The sequence below is a fragment of the Streptomyces sp. NBC_00986 genome, from assembly GCF_045162565.1.
GTDB lineage: Bacteria > Actinomycetota > Actinomycetes > Streptomycetales > Streptomycetaceae > Streptomyces.
This window is the reverse complement of record NZ_CP108733.1, coordinates 7,727,576-7,742,367: the sequence shown is the minus strand read 5'-3', so window position 1 is coordinate 7,742,367 and position 14,792 is coordinate 7,727,576. Positions and strand designations below refer to the sequence as shown.

The 14,792-nt window shown below is 71.5% G+C and carries 13 protein-coding genes; all 13 read right to left on the bottom strand.

Going from position 1 to position 14,792, the window contains the following annotated elements:
• Positions 1 to 6: 6 nt before the first annotated feature.
• Positions 7 to 1,431: a DUF6177 family protein gene (locus OG504_RS34635; RefSeq protein ID WP_405993325.1), complete on the bottom strand. Its 1,425-nt coding sequence runs from the start codon at positions 1,429 to 1,431 to the stop codon at positions 7 to 9.
• Between the two features lie 35 nt (positions 1,432 to 1,466).
• Positions 1,467 to 5,444 (bottom strand): type VII secretion protein EccCa, encoded by a 3,978-nt coding sequence (eccCa, locus tag OG504_RS34630; protein WP_405993324.1) that lies wholly within the window; start codon positions 5,442 to 5,444, stop codon positions 1,467 to 1,469.
• Between the two features lie 52 nt (positions 5,445 to 5,496).
• Positions 5,497 to 6,675, bottom strand: coding sequence for a MinD/ParA family protein (locus OG504_RS34625; RefSeq protein ID WP_405993323.1), 1,179 nt, complete (start codon positions 6,673 to 6,675; stop codon positions 5,497 to 5,499).
• 25 nt (positions 6,676 to 6,700) lie between these two features.
• Positions 6,701 to 8,056: a type VII secretion integral membrane protein EccD gene (eccD, locus tag OG504_RS34620; protein WP_405993322.1), complete on the bottom strand. Its 1,356-nt coding sequence runs from the start codon at positions 8,054 to 8,056 to the stop codon at positions 6,701 to 6,703.
• Positions 8,057 to 8,070: 14 nt separating this feature from the next.
• Positions 8,071 to 8,364, bottom strand: a complete 294-nt coding sequence (locus tag OG504_RS34615) for a hypothetical protein (protein WP_405993321.1) — start codon at positions 8,362 to 8,364, stop codon at positions 8,071 to 8,073.
• Positions 8,365 to 8,425: 61 nt separating this feature from the next.
• On the bottom strand, positions 8,426 to 8,917 hold the full coding sequence (locus tag OG504_RS34610) for an HD domain-containing protein (protein WP_405993320.1): 492 nt from the start codon (positions 8,915 to 8,917) through the stop codon (positions 8,426 to 8,428).
• A 178-nt stretch (positions 8,918 to 9,095) separates the two neighbouring features.
• Entirely contained in the window at positions 9,096 to 9,827 is a 732-nt protein-coding gene (locus OG504_RS34605) for a DUF6508 domain-containing protein (protein WP_405993319.1), read from the bottom strand.
• Between the two features lie 6 nt (positions 9,828 to 9,833).
• Positions 9,834 to 10,238, bottom strand: coding sequence for a hypothetical protein (locus OG504_RS34600; protein WP_405993318.1), 405 nt, complete (start codon positions 10,236 to 10,238; stop codon positions 9,834 to 9,836).
• Positions 10,231 to 10,629: a hypothetical protein gene (locus tag OG504_RS34595; protein WP_405993317.1), complete on the bottom strand. Its 399-nt coding sequence runs from the start codon at positions 10,627 to 10,629 to the stop codon at positions 10,231 to 10,233. Before OG504_RS34595 ends, OG504_RS34600 begins: the two co-directional genes overlap by 8 nt.
• A gap of 17 nt (positions 10,630 to 10,646) precedes the next feature.
• A complete protein-coding gene (locus tag OG504_RS34590) occupies positions 10,647 to 11,051 on the bottom strand; it encodes a hypothetical protein (RefSeq protein WP_405993316.1) in 405 nt (134 codons plus the stop codon).
• Between the two features lie 41 nt (positions 11,052 to 11,092).
• The gene (locus OG504_RS34585; protein WP_405993315.1) at positions 11,093 to 13,891 is read right to left on the bottom strand and encodes an ADP-ribosyltransferase; all 2,799 of its coding nucleotides are present in this window, start codon (positions 13,889 to 13,891) and stop codon (positions 11,093 to 11,095) included.
• Complete coding sequence (locus OG504_RS34580) at positions 13,888 to 14,298, bottom strand: DUF6507 family protein (RefSeq protein WP_405993314.1); 411 nt, start codon at positions 14,296 to 14,298, stop codon at positions 13,888 to 13,890. The genes OG504_RS34585 and OG504_RS34580 overlap by 4 nt, the downstream gene beginning before the upstream one ends.
• Before the next feature lie 105 nt (positions 14,299 to 14,403).
• On the bottom strand, positions 14,404 to 14,718 hold the full coding sequence (locus tag OG504_RS34575) for a pore-forming ESAT-6 family protein (protein ID WP_366490831.1): 315 nt from the start codon (positions 14,716 to 14,718) through the stop codon (positions 14,404 to 14,406).
• Positions 14,719 to 14,792 lie beyond the last annotated feature (74 nt).

Sequence of the window (14,792 nt, the reverse complement as noted above, 5' to 3'; positions counted from 1 at the left end):
GGTGTCTCAGGCGCCCTTGAGGTGCCTCATCAGCCGCTCGAAGTCCGTCCATCCCGCGAGGTCCGAGGGGTCGCCCGGGAACGGGTAGTACAACGCCGGACGCCTCTTCGGGCCCAACTCGCGCGGCGGCCGCGGCAGCGGGGTGCGCCTGGCCCGGTCGCCGGGCAGCTCGCGCACCTCCTCGGCACCGAGGACGAAGGCGTACGGGACGCCGGGCCCCTCGAAGCGCGGCGGTACGGACAGGTCACGGCGGGCCCGGCGGACCTGGACCAGCATCGACTGCAGATCGTGCCGGGTGGCGAGGACCTCCGCCGCCCGGGTCACGGCGGCGTCCGTCGGCACCGTCTCACCCGGGCCGTAACCGAACGCCAGCGTGACGTCCTCCTCCACACCGCCCTCGGTACGGCTGATCCGGACCGTCGCGAGGCCCGGGCGCTCCGGACTGCCGACGACCACCAGCCAGGTCGGCTCGGGCGCCCGCTCGTACGCCAGGTCGGTCAACTGTCGTAGCGACCAAGGCAGGTTGGCGGGCTCCTCGGTGCCCCAGCCGGCCGGCGGTTCACCGGTGAGCTCACGCCATACGGCTTCCAGGGCGCCGCCGAGCACGAGCCGCTCGTCCGCCGGGTGGACTGCCCGGAAGGACACGGCCAGCTGGCGTTCGCCGTCGTCGGCGGTCTCGGGGGTGAACGACTCGGCCACGGGGGTGCGGGGGTCCTCCGGCGTCGCGTCCGGGGACCCGGCCGTCACGAACAGGCCGTTGTCCCAGCGCAGTACGGCTCCGGACAGTCCGTCGTAGTAGCCGTCCTTCTTGTCCTGCACCACCCAGCGCGAGGGCCAGCCCGGCAGGCTGCCGCGGACCGCCGGGGACAGGCGCGTGCCGGCGGGGGTGACGATCTGCAGGCCCAGTCCGGCGTCGGCGACGGCCTTGAAGGCGTCCGAGAGCCAGGCGGTCATCGCGACCACCGGGCGGTCCTGGATCACCACGGCGACCTTGTCGGTGAGCACGTCCACGGCGGGCTGCGCCGCGGCCGGGGCCGGCACCGCGCGCACCCCGTCGGTGTCGACCACCGCCAGCGACCGCGCCGCCTGCGGCGGCCAGGCGGTGCCACCGACCAAGGTGGCGACGCGGGCCGCGAAGGCACCGGCGAGCTCCTCGGCCTCCTTGACGCCGGTGGTGGCACGGGCCTCGGTCCACCAGTACGGCACCTCGGGCTCGGTCGCCCCGAGCAGCCGCGTCGCCTCTCCCCTGACCCGCACCAGCAGGGGTGCCTCGACGGAGACGAGGGGACGGCCCCGCCCGTCGCAGAGCCGCACCACCGCGCCGTCCCCCTCGACGCCCGCCAGCAGGTCCGGGCCACCGGCCAGCAGCCCCGCGAGCACGCTCAGCGGGTCGGGCATCGTCCTGGTGAGAGCGACGGCATCCTTCGTCATGGGTACCTCGTCCCGTTGCCTGTTCCCACCCGGTCCTACCTGGTTCCCGCGTGGACGGTCTGGATCAGCCGGTTCGGCTCGCCCCTGCGGACCAGGACGCCGCGACCGGACGGCTGCCGGCCGGCGTACACCCCGGGAAAGAGCTGGCCCTCGCTGCGGTCGCCCGCCATCACCAGCGCCGAGGCGCCTGACTCGCGCAGGCTCTGCAGCAGCGGCTCGTACAGGCCCCGGGAGGCGCCCGCGACCCGGCGGGTGAGGACGAAGTGGAGGCCGATGTCCTGGGCCGAGGGGATGTACGGCAGGAAGGGCGCGAGCGGCTGCTGGCCGGCGGTGGTGAGGACGTCGTAGTCGTCGACGAGGATCACGATCCGCGGGCCCGAGCCCCAGCTGCCGGGTTCCAGGTCCGCGCCGTCCGCGCTCTCGTCGGGCAGCCGCTTCTCCAGTTCGCCGGCGATGCCCGCGGACAGGCCCGCGCACAGCTTGGCGTTGTAGGCGTAGCCGCCCCGGTACTCCTCGGGGACGGCGCCGCGCAGTCCACGGCGCGGGTCCATGACGCCGAAGACCAGTTCGTCCTCGCTGTAGCGCTCGATCAGGCCCTGGGCGACGGCCCTGAGCAGGTTGGTCTTGCCGCACTCGCTGTCGCCCATGATCAGCAGGTGCTGGTCGTGCTCGAACAGGTCGAGCAGGACGGGCGCCAGCTGGGTCTGGTCGAGGCCGATCGGGACCCGGCGCGGTTCGGCCGCCGGGCCGGGCAGCAGATGCGGCTCCAGGACGTGCGGCAGCACCCTGACCGGCTGGGCTGTCTCGCCGGACCAGGTGGCGCGGATCGTACGGGCCGTGCGCTCCAGGACCGTGCCGAGGTCGGCCGTGTCGGCGACGCCGTCCGTGCGGGGCAGGGCGACCTGGGCGAAGAGCTTGGTGTCGGTGAGGACGCGGCCCTTCTCGTCGGGCGAGAGGGTCTGCGCGAGCTTGCGCTCGATGCTGGACTCGCCAGCGTCGTTCAGCCTGAGTTCCACCCGCGTGCCGAACTGGGACTGGGCGGCGATGCGCACGTCGTTCCAGCGCAGCATGCCGGCGACCACGTGGATGCCGTAGCCGCTGCCGCGCTTGAGGATGTCGCCGACCCCTTCGTCGAGTTCCTCGAAGTCGTCGCGCAGGGCACCGAAGCCGTCGACGAGCAACACGATCTCCGTGGAGGCCAGTTCGGGGACGCGGCCCGCGGCGCGCAGGGTGCGCAGCTGCTCCAGGGAGTCGATGCGGTGGCGGCGGAACAGCTCCTCGCGCTGGTCCAGCATGCCGCGCACGGAGTCGACGGTGCGGGCGCACCGCTCCCGGTCGGCCCGGCCGGCCACCCCGCCCACGTGCGGCAGGCCGGACAGCGCCTGCAGACCGCCGCCCGCCAGGTCGAGGCCGTAGACGCCGACCTCCTGCGGGGTGTGGGTGAGCGCCAGGGACAGGGCCAGGGTGCGCAGCAGGGTGGTCTTGCCGGACTGGGGGCCGCCGGTGACCGCCGCGTGTCCGCCCGCCACCGTGAGGTCCAGGTACCACTGGCCCTGCCACTGCCGGGCCGGATCGTCCAGGACGCCCAGCGGGACCTGGAGCGGACCCCGGCGTCGGGCGAGCTGCATGCCGCGTGTGCCCACCTCGACGGGTCCGGCGACCTGGTCGAGGGCGACGGCGGCGGGCAGCGGGGGCAGCCAGATCTGGCGTACGGGCCGGGTGTCGGCGTTCTCCATCTGCCGGACCATGACGCCCATCTCGGTCAGTCCGGTCTCCCGGCGCCGCATCTGCGGCTCCTCGGGCCCCGTGCTCTCGCCCTGGCCCAGGGTGTTGTACGCCGGGTACTCCAGGGCGAGCGGCCCGGTGTCCTCGGTCTCGCGCCGGACGGGGCCGCGGTAGGCGCCGGAGACGTAGCCCGCCTTGAACCGCTCGTAGTGGCTGGTGTCGACCTTGAGGTAGCCGAAGCCCGGCAGCGGGGGCAGGTGGAAGGCGTCCGTGGTGTCCAGGACCGTACGGGACTCGTCGGCGGAGAAGGTGCGCAGGCCGAGCCGGTACGACAGATAGGTGTCCAGGCCCTTGAGCTTGCCGCCCTCGATGCGCTGGCTGGACAGCAGCAGGTGGACGCCGATGGAGCGGCCGATGCGGCCGATGGACAGGAACAGGTCGATGAAGTCCGGCTTGGCGGTGAGGAGTTCGCCGAACTCGTCGATCACGACGAACAGGTGGGGCAGCGGTTCGAGGTCGGGGCGCTTCTCGGCCCGCAGGGCGGCGTAGTGACCGATGTCGGCGACGTTGCCCGCCTCCTTGAGGACCTGCTGGCGGCGCTTGACCTCGCCGGCGAGCGAGGCGTGGACGCGTTCGACGAGACCGGCCTGGTTCTCCAGGTTGGTGATCACACCCGCCACGTGCGGGACGTCCGCGAAGGGGGCGAAGGTGGCGCCGCCCTTGTAGTCGACGAGGACCAGCGCGAGGTCCTCCGGCGGATGCGTGGCGAGCAGCGCGAGGACGAGGGTGCGCAGCAGCTCCGACTTGCCGGAACCGGTGGCACCGACGCAGAGGCCGTGCGGGCCCATACCCAGCTCGGAGGACTCCTTCAGGTCGAGGAGCACGGGTTCGTGGCTGTCGCCGACACCGATCGGGACGCGCAGGAAGGCGCGTTCGGCGCGGGGCGCCCACAGCCGGTCCAGGTCGAGGTCGGCGACGTCGTCGATGCCGAGCAGCTCCGCGAAGTCGACCGGACCGGTCAGCGGGGCACCGACCAGGGACTCCGCGGACAGCCGCAGCGGGGCGAGCATCCGGGCCAGGCCCTCGGCGAGGGCCGTGCCGACCTCGTCGACCGTGCCGTGGGCGCTGATCGGCTCGGTCTCACGCAGGTCCTCGATGTCGATCCGGGCGCCGTCGACGGTGATGCGCACACCGACGCTGCCGGGCTCCCGTACCCGCTCGTCGAGCAGGTGCAGCACGGTGACGCCCATGTCCCGCAGGCCGACCGCGTCGTCGGGGCGCGGCAGGTCGACGGCGTCGTCGCCGTGCGCGTCGGCGACGACGAGGAGCCGGGAGGTCATGGCGAGCGCGTCCCGGCCGGCCATGCCGCGGCGCACCTCGGCCGCGTAGGAGGCGCGGCGGCGCAGCTCACCGCCGATCCGCCGGGCGAGCTGGGGCAGCGAGGGGGCGATACGGCGGGCGGCGACCGGGCCGTCGAACTGCTCGGTGTCCAGCAGGTGCGGCAGCCACTTGACCCACTCCCAGTCGGCCAGCCGGTCGCCGGGGGCCGCGACGGCCAGGGCCACGTCGTCGGGCGCGTGGGTGGCGGCGGCCTGGACGAGCAGGGCGCGGGCGACGCGCAGGGTGTCCTCGCGCGGGCCGATGACGCTGATGTTGCCGACCCGGTCGAGCGGGACGGTGAGCGGCAGTTCGGTGCCGGTGCTGAAGCGGGAGGTCAGCGCGGAAGCCTCGTTGAGCATGAACCGGTCGGGCGGGGTGAGCGCGGAGGAGCCCTGCTGGGCGACCTGCAGATCGCGCACCGGCATCTGACCGGTGCCGACGCGTACCCGCAGGAAGTCCCCGTCCGTCCGGCGCCGCTCCCACAGGCGGGCGGGGTCGCGCACGATGTCGTACAGCGCGTCCGGCGGCGGGTTGAGCACCTGGGCGCGCTCGCGCCGTTCGCGTTCCTCCGTCGCCAGTTGTTCGCGCAGGTCCTCCAGGTAGGCCAGGTAGGCCTCGCGCTGGGTGCGGCGGACGCGCTGCGCCTTGCCGCGCTGGGAGAAGGCCATGGCGAGGGAACCGGCCAGGGTGACGACGAGGATGATCGCGCCCAGCCCGGCGAACTGGCTGTTGCGCACGAAGGTCATCATCACGACGGACGACATGACCCCGGCGACGGGCAGCAGCGAGTGCAGCACGGAACCGGCCTTGCCCTCGGGCAGGTTGGGCGGCGCCTCTATGGCGCGCGGCTCGGGGGCGGCCGGCGGGCGGGTGGTGCGCGCGGGACGGTGGATCAGTCGGGTGCTCATCTACGTTGCCTGGTCCTCGGGTTGGATTCCTCGGTCCCTTCCTGTCGGGCGGTCAGCGCTGCTTCTGGGAGAGCTGGAAGACGTCGGCGGCCAGCCGGGTGGCGGCCTGCCGGGTGGCCCGGGCGAGGAGATCCGTACGGATGGTGCCGCCGGACGCGAGGTGGCGGTCGTAGGGCAGGACGCGCACGGTGACTCCGGCCCCGGTCAGCTCCTGGGTCGCCCTGGCGAGGTCGACGCCGGGGTGCGGTGCGAGCTCGGTGAGGACGACGACGGTGGAGGCCAGCACGTGCGGGGGCAGGTTGCGCATCCACTCCAGGACGGCGCGGGTGCTGGCGATGCCCTCCAGCGTCGCGGGCACGGTGAGCACCCGGGCCTGCGCGGCGGACAGCGCGGTACGGGCGACCTCGGCGGGCAGGGTCTCGCAGTCGACGACGGTCACCCCGAAGAAACGGCGCAGCGAGACCATGACCCGCTCGTAGCCCGCGGTGTCGAGCATGGCGCCGACCTGGCCCTGGCTGCCGGGCAACAGCCAGGCGTTGCCGGGGAGTTGGACCAGGTAGCCGGTGACGTCGAGCAGCGACATCTGCGGTTCCACCAGTCCGGCGAGGTCGCCGGTGGTCCAGCGCAGGGTCTCCGCGCCGAGCCGCAGCGGCAGCGAGCCGAGCGCCGGGTCGGCCTCGACGACGAGCACCGGGTCCTGGCGGTAGTGGGCGTAGGTGGCGCCCAGCAGCGCGGCGACCGTCGTCTTGCCGGAGCCGCCGCGGATGGACGTCACCGCGATCTGCCGCCCGGTGGTGACCGCCTGCTGCAGCACCTCGGCGGTCGCCGCGCTGTCGGCGACCTCGCGGGCCGCCGAGGAGGAGACGGTACGGCGTACGGCGCGCAGGGCACGGGTACCGAGCGCCTCACCGCGGCGCGGCTTGAGCGCGGCGGCGGCGAGCCGCTTGTCGAGCACGGGGCGGGAGTCGGGGGTGACGCGGTGCGGTGCGCGGGGCTGCGGCTGGTAGGTGTGGGCCTGTTGCTGGTGTTGAGGAGGCGGCGGGTCGGCGTACGCCTGCTGTTGTGGGTAGCCGTACGCCGGGGCGCCGGGTCCCTGCTGCGGTAGCGGTTGTTGTTGCTGCGGCGATAGCTGTTGTTGCTGTGGCGGCACAGGCTGCTGACGCTGATGCTGAGGCGTAGCGCCTCTCAGATCGCGCAGCACGTCGCTCTGCCAGTTGTCCCCGTTCGGCATGTCGCCCTTCACTCCTGCCCTGGCCTCAGAACTTGTTGAGCAGTTGCCCATAGATGCCGAACACCCCGACGGCGAGCGGGAAGAGCCCGATCACGCCGAGGGACTCGATCAGGTCGCCGATCCGCCGCAGCCGCACCTGCACGTGCTCGGGCGGCTGGACCGCGAGGACCAGCAGCGGCAGCACTCCGGCGACGCACAGCAGCACCAGTGCCCCGGCGCCGCCCGCGTGGTCCACCCACTCCACCGCGAGCCGTACGACGAGCAGCGCGGCGCCGCTGAACAGCGCCACGACCTCGGCGACCAGCGGGAAGGCCCGGGCCTGGGACAGCAGCACCACGGCGGTGAGCGAGGTGAGGGTCACCGTCCACACGGTGGGCCGCCCGGCCGAGGTCAGCAGCCAGCCGCCGGCGGCGGCCGAGACGACGGTGGCGATGGTGATCAGCGCGAGCCCGCGGTGCGTCGCGGCGAGCGCGTTGGCGACCTGGTGGCGGCTGACCGAAGCGCCCGCGGAGCGCCGGTCGTCGAGTCCCGTCAGCCCCGAGGCCATCAGCGCCAGCCGCGGCAGCATGCCGAGCAGCACGACGGAGAACACGGCCATCACCGCACCGAGCCGGTCCGGCCGGTCCTGCACGGCGGCGACGGCCTCCCACACCAGGGTGATGAAGGCGGCGGCGCCGGCCCCGAGGAGCGCACCACGGCCGAGCGGGGAGAAGTAGGCGAGCAGTACGAGAGTGAGCACCAGCGCCGCGACGACACCGGCCAGCCGGGCCGGTCCTGACCAGCCGTAGGCGTCGGCGGCGGTCCAGGCGGCGAGCAGTCCGAGCCCCCCGGAGGCGAGCAGCAGCGCCGTGGCGAGCCCGCGGTTGCCGTCGCCGATCTTCGAGACGAGCGCGCCCGCGACCAGGAACACGACCGTGACGACCGCGAGCGCGGTGGTGACGGACTCGAGCGCGAACTCGCGCCGGGCCAGCAGGGCCGCGGCCACGGCGAACACGACGGTGGCCACCCCGGAACTGGCCCGGCGTGCGGCGGGCCGCCAGCGCCAGGCGCGCAGATCGAGGTCGTCGGCGACCTGGTCGGTGACGTCGTGCACGACGGGTGCGGGCGGCGCGGCATGGGCGCGCACCAGCTGGAGCACGGCGCCGTCGGGCACCTCGGACGACGACAGCGTGGCCTCGTGCGGCAGCACCGAGCCGTCGGAGGTGATCAGCTGCCGGGTCATGGGCCGCGTGGCGGCGCGGTCGTCGAGCAACTGCAGGATGTCGGGCAGGAGTTGCCCGATCGGGGTGTCCGACGGCAGGACGATGTCGACGCGCCGGCGCTCACCGACCAGCGTGACCCGGCTCAGTTGTGTCCGGGACGTCGTTGCTGTACTCACCACTTACCGGAACCCATTCATCGCGAAGTTGTGGCCGAGGATGCGGCGGACGGCTGCGCGGAGGTGCCGCCGTACTGCTGCTGCTCCTGCTGCTGTTGCTGCTTCTGCTTGGCCAGGGTGGCCTGCAGGAAGGACCACCCGACGCACCCGGCGCACAGGACCGCCGCGATGGCGATGCCCGCGAACACCTTCCCGAGCCGCTCGTCGGCCGAGCGCCGGGTGCGCTGCGCGCCGAAGAGCAGCGCGTCGCGCATCCGGCGCCGGCGCACCGCCACCGACTCCAGCAGTTGGCTGTCGTAGTCCCGTGCCATTGAGTTGGTCCTGTGCCTGTGCTCTCTGTGCGGTCGTCAGTCGTCGGAGGTCGTGGAGGTTTCAGGGACGCGAGGGGGTGTCAGGGATGTCGGGGTTTTCGGAGTTCTCGGGGTTCTCTGCGGTGATGCCGAGGTACTCCCGCATGTCGGCGTACTTCCGCGTCAGACGCCGTGCAGTGGGCTCGTCGAGTACGGCCAGCCGGCGCGGGTCGGCGTTGTGCGCGAGGTCGGCCGCCTTGACGAGCCGCGCGCCCTCGGTGGCGAGGATCCGATCCGCGTACGCCCGCGGCTCCTCGCCCGGCCGTTTGCTCAGGGCCCGTACGACGTCCTTGGTGCGCTGGGTGAGCGCGGCCGCCGTCAGCCACTCCTCGCTCAGCACACCGTCCTCGATCGCGTCGTGCAGCCAGGCGGCGGCGATGAGTTCGCGACCGCCACCACGGGCGCGCACGCCTTCGGCGACGGCCTCCAGGTGTTCGGCGTAGGGCCGGCCGGCCTTGTCCCGCTGCGCGGCGTGCGCGGCGCGGGCTACGGACTCGACCTCGGCGAGCGTCATGACCGGAGCGGACGACCCGTCGTACGGCATAGCGCATCCCCCCTGTCCCCGTGACTTCGCCCGTGCAACATAAAACATGGACGCGCGGGCGGCGTACCCGGGGAGCCCGGGCTGCCGGGAACGGCGCCGAAACCTCCGCAGAACCTGCACACCTGGCGTTCCCTATGTCGAATCCGGCTCACTGGGCGGGGTGCGCGGCATGCGCGGCGTGCCGGTCCAGGAGCGCGACAACCATGGCGTCGAAGAGGCCGCTCTGGACGGCTTCGTCCACCGACCCCTCGTTGACGCGTTCACCGACCGCGAGGAAGGTCGCGGCGCGTATGGCGTCCGCGGGACGCAGCCGTCCGTGGGGCGGCACCGCGGGAGGCGGAGCGGAGCTCCAGCGGTACTCCGGGGTGACGGCACCGATGCCCCACAGGGCCTTGACGACTCGCCACAGCGGCTTGCTGTAGACCGGATACGGCCACTGTGTCGCGCCGTTCGCGTTCTTCTCGCCGCCGCCCCAGCGGACGTCACGGTCGTCGTCGGTGAGGGCGGCGTAGGCGTCGGCCAGCTCCTGCCAGGCTTCGACGTCGTCGTGGCCGAGCTGGGCCAGCAGGCGCCGGTCGTCGGCCTCGGTGACGGCGCGGGCGAGTTCGTCCAAGGCCTCGGGGCCGCGGACGCCGACCGGGGGCCCGGTGCCGGCGTCGCGGGCGAGCTGGGTCAGCGCGCCGGCCAGGGGGATGCCTCGCTCGCGGGTCTCCGCCACCTTGGCCGCCCATGTCTCGCCGAGGCGATACCCGTCGACACCGGTCGCGGCGCGCCGCGACCACTCCAGGGTGCCTGCGGCGTAGTCGGCCCAGACGTATCCGACGACTTCGCCGTCGGGGCTCTCTACGGCGACGTACTGGACGGGGTGCTGGTGCTGCATGCGGGGTCAGGCCTCCTGGGCGACGGCCTTGACTGCGGCGGTGTTCGGCGCGTCCGTGAGGGAACCGGGCAGAGGACGGCCTCTGCCGCCGGGCTCCGGTCCGGCCAGGAACTCGGCGACAGCCTGTGACGGGCGGATGCCCCGCGCCTTGGCTTCACGCAGCCTGCTGATCCAGGAGATGCTCTCGTTCGCCCCCACGGGACCAGCGGCCCGCCTCGGCACATACGCGGCGGCGTCGTCCTCGTCACCGCCCCACACGTATCCGAGGACCGCACCGTTCTGCTTGTCGACAACCGTGAAGTACCGCACCGGCTTGTCGGTCCGGGTCCGGTACCTCGGCGGCCCTGGAGACACGAGGTTGAAGTGCACGTCCTCGTCGAAGCGCCGGTTGATCGGCGCGGGTTCAGCCACCAGAGGCCATTTCCTTGAGTGCGGCAAGCGTCGGGGACTCGGTGAGCGAGCCGGGGACGGCGTGGCTCGGCTCGCTGTCGTTGGTGCCCCGCGCCAGTTCCGCGAGCAGGGCCGTCGGGGCGAGCTCCCGGGCCTTGCCGGCGCGGAGGGCCCGCAGCCACCTCGCGCCGGCGTTGACGGCGTCGGCCGAAAGCCCTGGCGGCACCAGCCAGCCAGCCGCGTCGTCCTTGTCGTTCGCCCACACGTACCCGATGACCTTGCCGGTCCGGTCGGCGACGCTCAGGTACGCGACCGGGCCATCGGTGCTCCGGCCGTACATCGCCGGACCTGCCACCTGCTTCAGCTGGAGGTCTTCTGCGAAGCGCGAGTTGACCGGTCGTTCACTGCTCATGGTGGCGCGTATGACTCCTAGTCACCCTTGGCAAGGGCTTTGACCGCCGCGGCGTTCGGGGCGTCGGTGAGAGAGTCCGGCAGGGCCCGGCCGAATTTGCCTGTCGCCGGTTCGGCCAGCATCTCCTCGATGGCCTGGGCGGGTCGGATACCCCGTCCCTTGGCCTTCTCCAGACGGTTGAACCAACCGAGGCCCTCCATCAACGCCCGAGGTCCGGCGGCCTGCCGAGGTTCCCACGCGGCGGCGTCGTCCTCGTTAGCGGCCCACACGTATCCGAGAACCAAACCGTTCTCTCTGTCTGCCACCTCGAAGTACCGCACCGGCTTTTCGGTCCGGGTCTGGTACCTCGGCGGGCCCGGCTTCACGAGGTTGAAGTGCAGGTCATCGTCAAAACGCGGGTTGATCGGTCGTTCAGTGCTCATGATGTCCACATTCCTTTGCCACTCCCTGCTCCGCAACGAAGCTACGGCCTCGGCAGAACCTCTCCGTACGCATGCCACTTGCCCGCCTCGTCCACGAAGACCCGCGTCACCTTGTACTCGGTACCGCGGGCGAGGAGTAGTTCGCGTTCTCCCTTGACCAGGGTGATGGACTCCAGCCAGAGGGCAGGCGTGTCTTTCGGCACCCGCAGATGCATCCACACCGGCTTGGCGTCGAAAGGTGGTGGCGGGGTCTTGCCAATGGCAGTGGAGGTGAACGCCTTGTCGTCCCAGACGCCGCCCTGCAACTCCATCGGCGAATCGAGCCCAAAGTGACCGATGCCGGTGCCGCGGACAACCATGATGTCCTCGGGTACGGGGCGAGCGTCCATGACCTTGTCCATCTCGTCGATGGTGTGCAAGATCGAATCGGGCACTTCGGTGTCATAACGAAGATGGTCGTTGATGGGATCGTAGGCGGAGCCGGTGTAGGTGACCAGCCCTTCCTTCCTCTCGGGGTCGAGGCCGTCCATGAACTCTTTCCAGTGCGCGTGGCCGTACTCCAGCCCTGCCGCGTTGCTGACGCTGGGCGCTGGGTTCGTGCCGTGCGCCAGTTCGGCCGCGGCCACCGCGTGCTGCTGTTCGGGCGTAAGAGCCTCGAACTCTTCGTTCGACATGGTCGGCTTGTACTCGAACGGTTCCCCGTCCCGGTGCCCCGGCACGTCCGTGCCCGGGTGACCAGCGTCGGCGCCGTGCAGGGCGGTGTCCATTCCGCCGTGCGGATCGACATGCCCTACGTCGCCGTCGTGATCGTGCCCGCCATGACCGTCATGGCCACTGTCGTGCGCGGGCGCGTCGTGGCCCGGCTCATGCGGCGTCTGCGGGTCGTGGCCGCCGGTGTGCGGTACCTCGTGCGCCGGGGTCGTCGGGGTCTCGTGGTACCAAGCCGAAGGTGTCGTACCGGCGTGCCCGCCCGCCGAGACCGCGTCGCCCGTGCCGTGCGGGACGCCTCCGTGAACGCCGCTGCCAGGGACGTGCGGGACACCGCCATGCACGGCGTTGCCCGGGGCGTGCGGAACCCCGCCATGGACACCGTCACCGACGGACTTCGGGATACCTCCGTGGATCCCGTCACCCACAGACTTCGGGATACCTCCGTGGATCCCGTCACCCACAGACTTCGGGATACCTCCGTGGATCCCGTCACCCACAGACTTCGGAATGCCGCCGTGGATCCCGTTCCCAGGAACATGCGGGGCGCCACCATGCACCGCGTTGCCCGCAGCGTGGGGAATCCCGCCATGGACACCGTCCCCCACGGACTTCGGAATGCCACCGTGAATCCCGTTCCCCACGGACTTCGGGATACCACCGTGGATCCCGTTCCCAGGAACATGCGGCGTGCCACCATGCACGGCATTGCCCGCAGAGTGCGGAATCCCGCCATGGACACCGTCCCCCACGGACTTCGGAATGCCACCGTGAATCCCGTTCCCCACATGCGGAAGCGCCCCATGCGCCCCATTACCCGCCGCATGCGACACACCCACAGGCGCCGTTTCCGGCGCCGGGACCGTCCAATGGGCCGGAAGTCCAGGAGCCGCTTCCTTCGGGATCGGGGTCGTCTCGACGTTGCCCGCGTGGTCGAGGAGGTTGCCGTTCGGCTCCAGGAGCCGGCCGTCGGGGAGGTGTACGGAGCCGTCGGGGAGGGTCGGGATGTCGATCTTGCCGACGCCCTTCAGGTTCTTGGCGATGTCGCCGACCTTGGACAGGCCGGCGCCGGCGCCCTTCATGACGTACGTCATCGGGTCGATGATCCTGCCGGCCTTCCCGGCCAGGGAGACCGCCTTGGCCACCGCGCCCGCCTTGCCGGCCCCGGTCACGGCCGCGCCCTCTCCGCCGGTGAAGACGGTGGTGACGACGTTGAAGGTGACCGCACCCGCCGCACGCGCGGGATTCTTGCCCCACTCGTCCCACGCCAACAGCGCCTTCCCCGTCTGCTTCATCGTGTTGCGCGACTCGCGGAACCACGACGGCAGCGCCTTGTCCGGCAGCGCCCAGAAAGCGAGTTGGGCACCCGGCATCATCGACAGCGTCAGCCCGGTCGCCAGCTGCGCCAGGCCCTTCCACGCCTGCCCCATCGCGTCCCAGCCGCCGAACCCGACCAGCGTCCCCAGACCCTTGATGGTGCCCCAGACGCCGTCCACGATCAGGCCGTCCCACACGAACGACTTCGCCCAGTGCCCGACGTCGTACCAGTGGTGCTTCTCCTCCACCGGGTCGCCCCACGGCAGCTTCGCGTCCTTCAGGTCCGACGCGTTGTAGCCGTACTGGTTCTTCTTGTCCGAACCGTCACCGGCGACCATCTGCGTGCCGTGCCACAAGGCCGTGATCTCGTTGTGGCACGTGCGCTCGGCGGCCCAGAACGCCGCCACCGCCGCCGTGATGTCATCCCGGATCCGGTTGTGCTTGTCGACCTTGTCCCCGTCGTACTCCCAGTCGTCGTCCCCCTTGACCGAGGCGACGAACTCCGTCGCCTCGGTCTTCAGCTGCTTCAGCTTCGCCACCAGCGGACGGATCTCGGTCGCGTACCCCGACAGCGCCGAGGAGACCGTCTCCAGATCCGTGGCGAAGGTGTCCGAGCGATCCGACACCGGCTTCGTCGACGCGAACAGCGTCTCCGCCTCAGGAGCGTGGTAGTACGCCGACAACCCCTGGAACTGCGCGTGCACGTCCGCACCCGTGGAACGGATGTGTCCGGCGTCCTTCTTCAGATCGCCGTAGTCCTTCTCCAGCTGCTCCAGGTCACCGGTGAACTCGGGAATCTCCTGCGGATCGATCACGACTGACCCACTCCCGGCATCGACACCCCGGGCGTGGACGCCTTGCGCTGCACCTCAGCGGCCATCGCGTCGTCGCCGTTCAGATACGCCGTCGTCGCGTCCACCGCGCCCTGCATCGACTTGCCCGCCCGCGCGGCGATGAACTGCAGGTCCTTCATCGCGTGTTCGGCGTACTGCGAGAGCGCCAGCGCCACCAGGCCGCCCTGTGCCTTCCCGCCGTCCTTGCCGCCCTGACCGCCCGACGCGCCGCCCGATCCGCCGTCCGCGGAGATCGTGCCCGCGCTCGACGCCGCCGACTGCAGATGCGCGCCGTAGTCCTTCGCGTACGTCTCCAGATGCGACGCGGTCGTGCCCGTCGTCGTCAGCACATGCTGAATGCCCTGCGGACGCAGGTCCCAGCCCGTCATACCAACCCCCGTGAACCCGGCACCCGGCCGTCACGAACCATCAAGAACCACAACAGCCGCGGCAGCCCCCGGTGAACCACCGACCGACCGCCAACTGGGCACCGTTCAGCCGATGTTGTCCACCGCCGACTTCGCCTTCGCCAACGTCGAATGCGCCGTCGAGTCGTTCTTCTCCATCGTCGTCTTCAGCAGTTGGATGATGTTCCGGACCTCCTGCGAGGCCTGGTTCCAGCGGTGCTCCTTGCCGTGGTACTCGTCCGCCACGCCATCGGCCGTGAAGTCCGACATCGCCTTCTTCACCTGCTTGTCCCGCGCCGAGATCACCGCCTCCAGCTGGGCGATCACCCCCGCGAGGTTCCCCTGCACGTCCCCCGACGCCGTCGTGTCGTAGGAACGACGATCCGAACCCGCACCCGCCATCACACACCACTCCCCGAAAACACCCTGAACACCCTGAACAAACGGAACACCCTGAACAACCGGAACGAACCGGA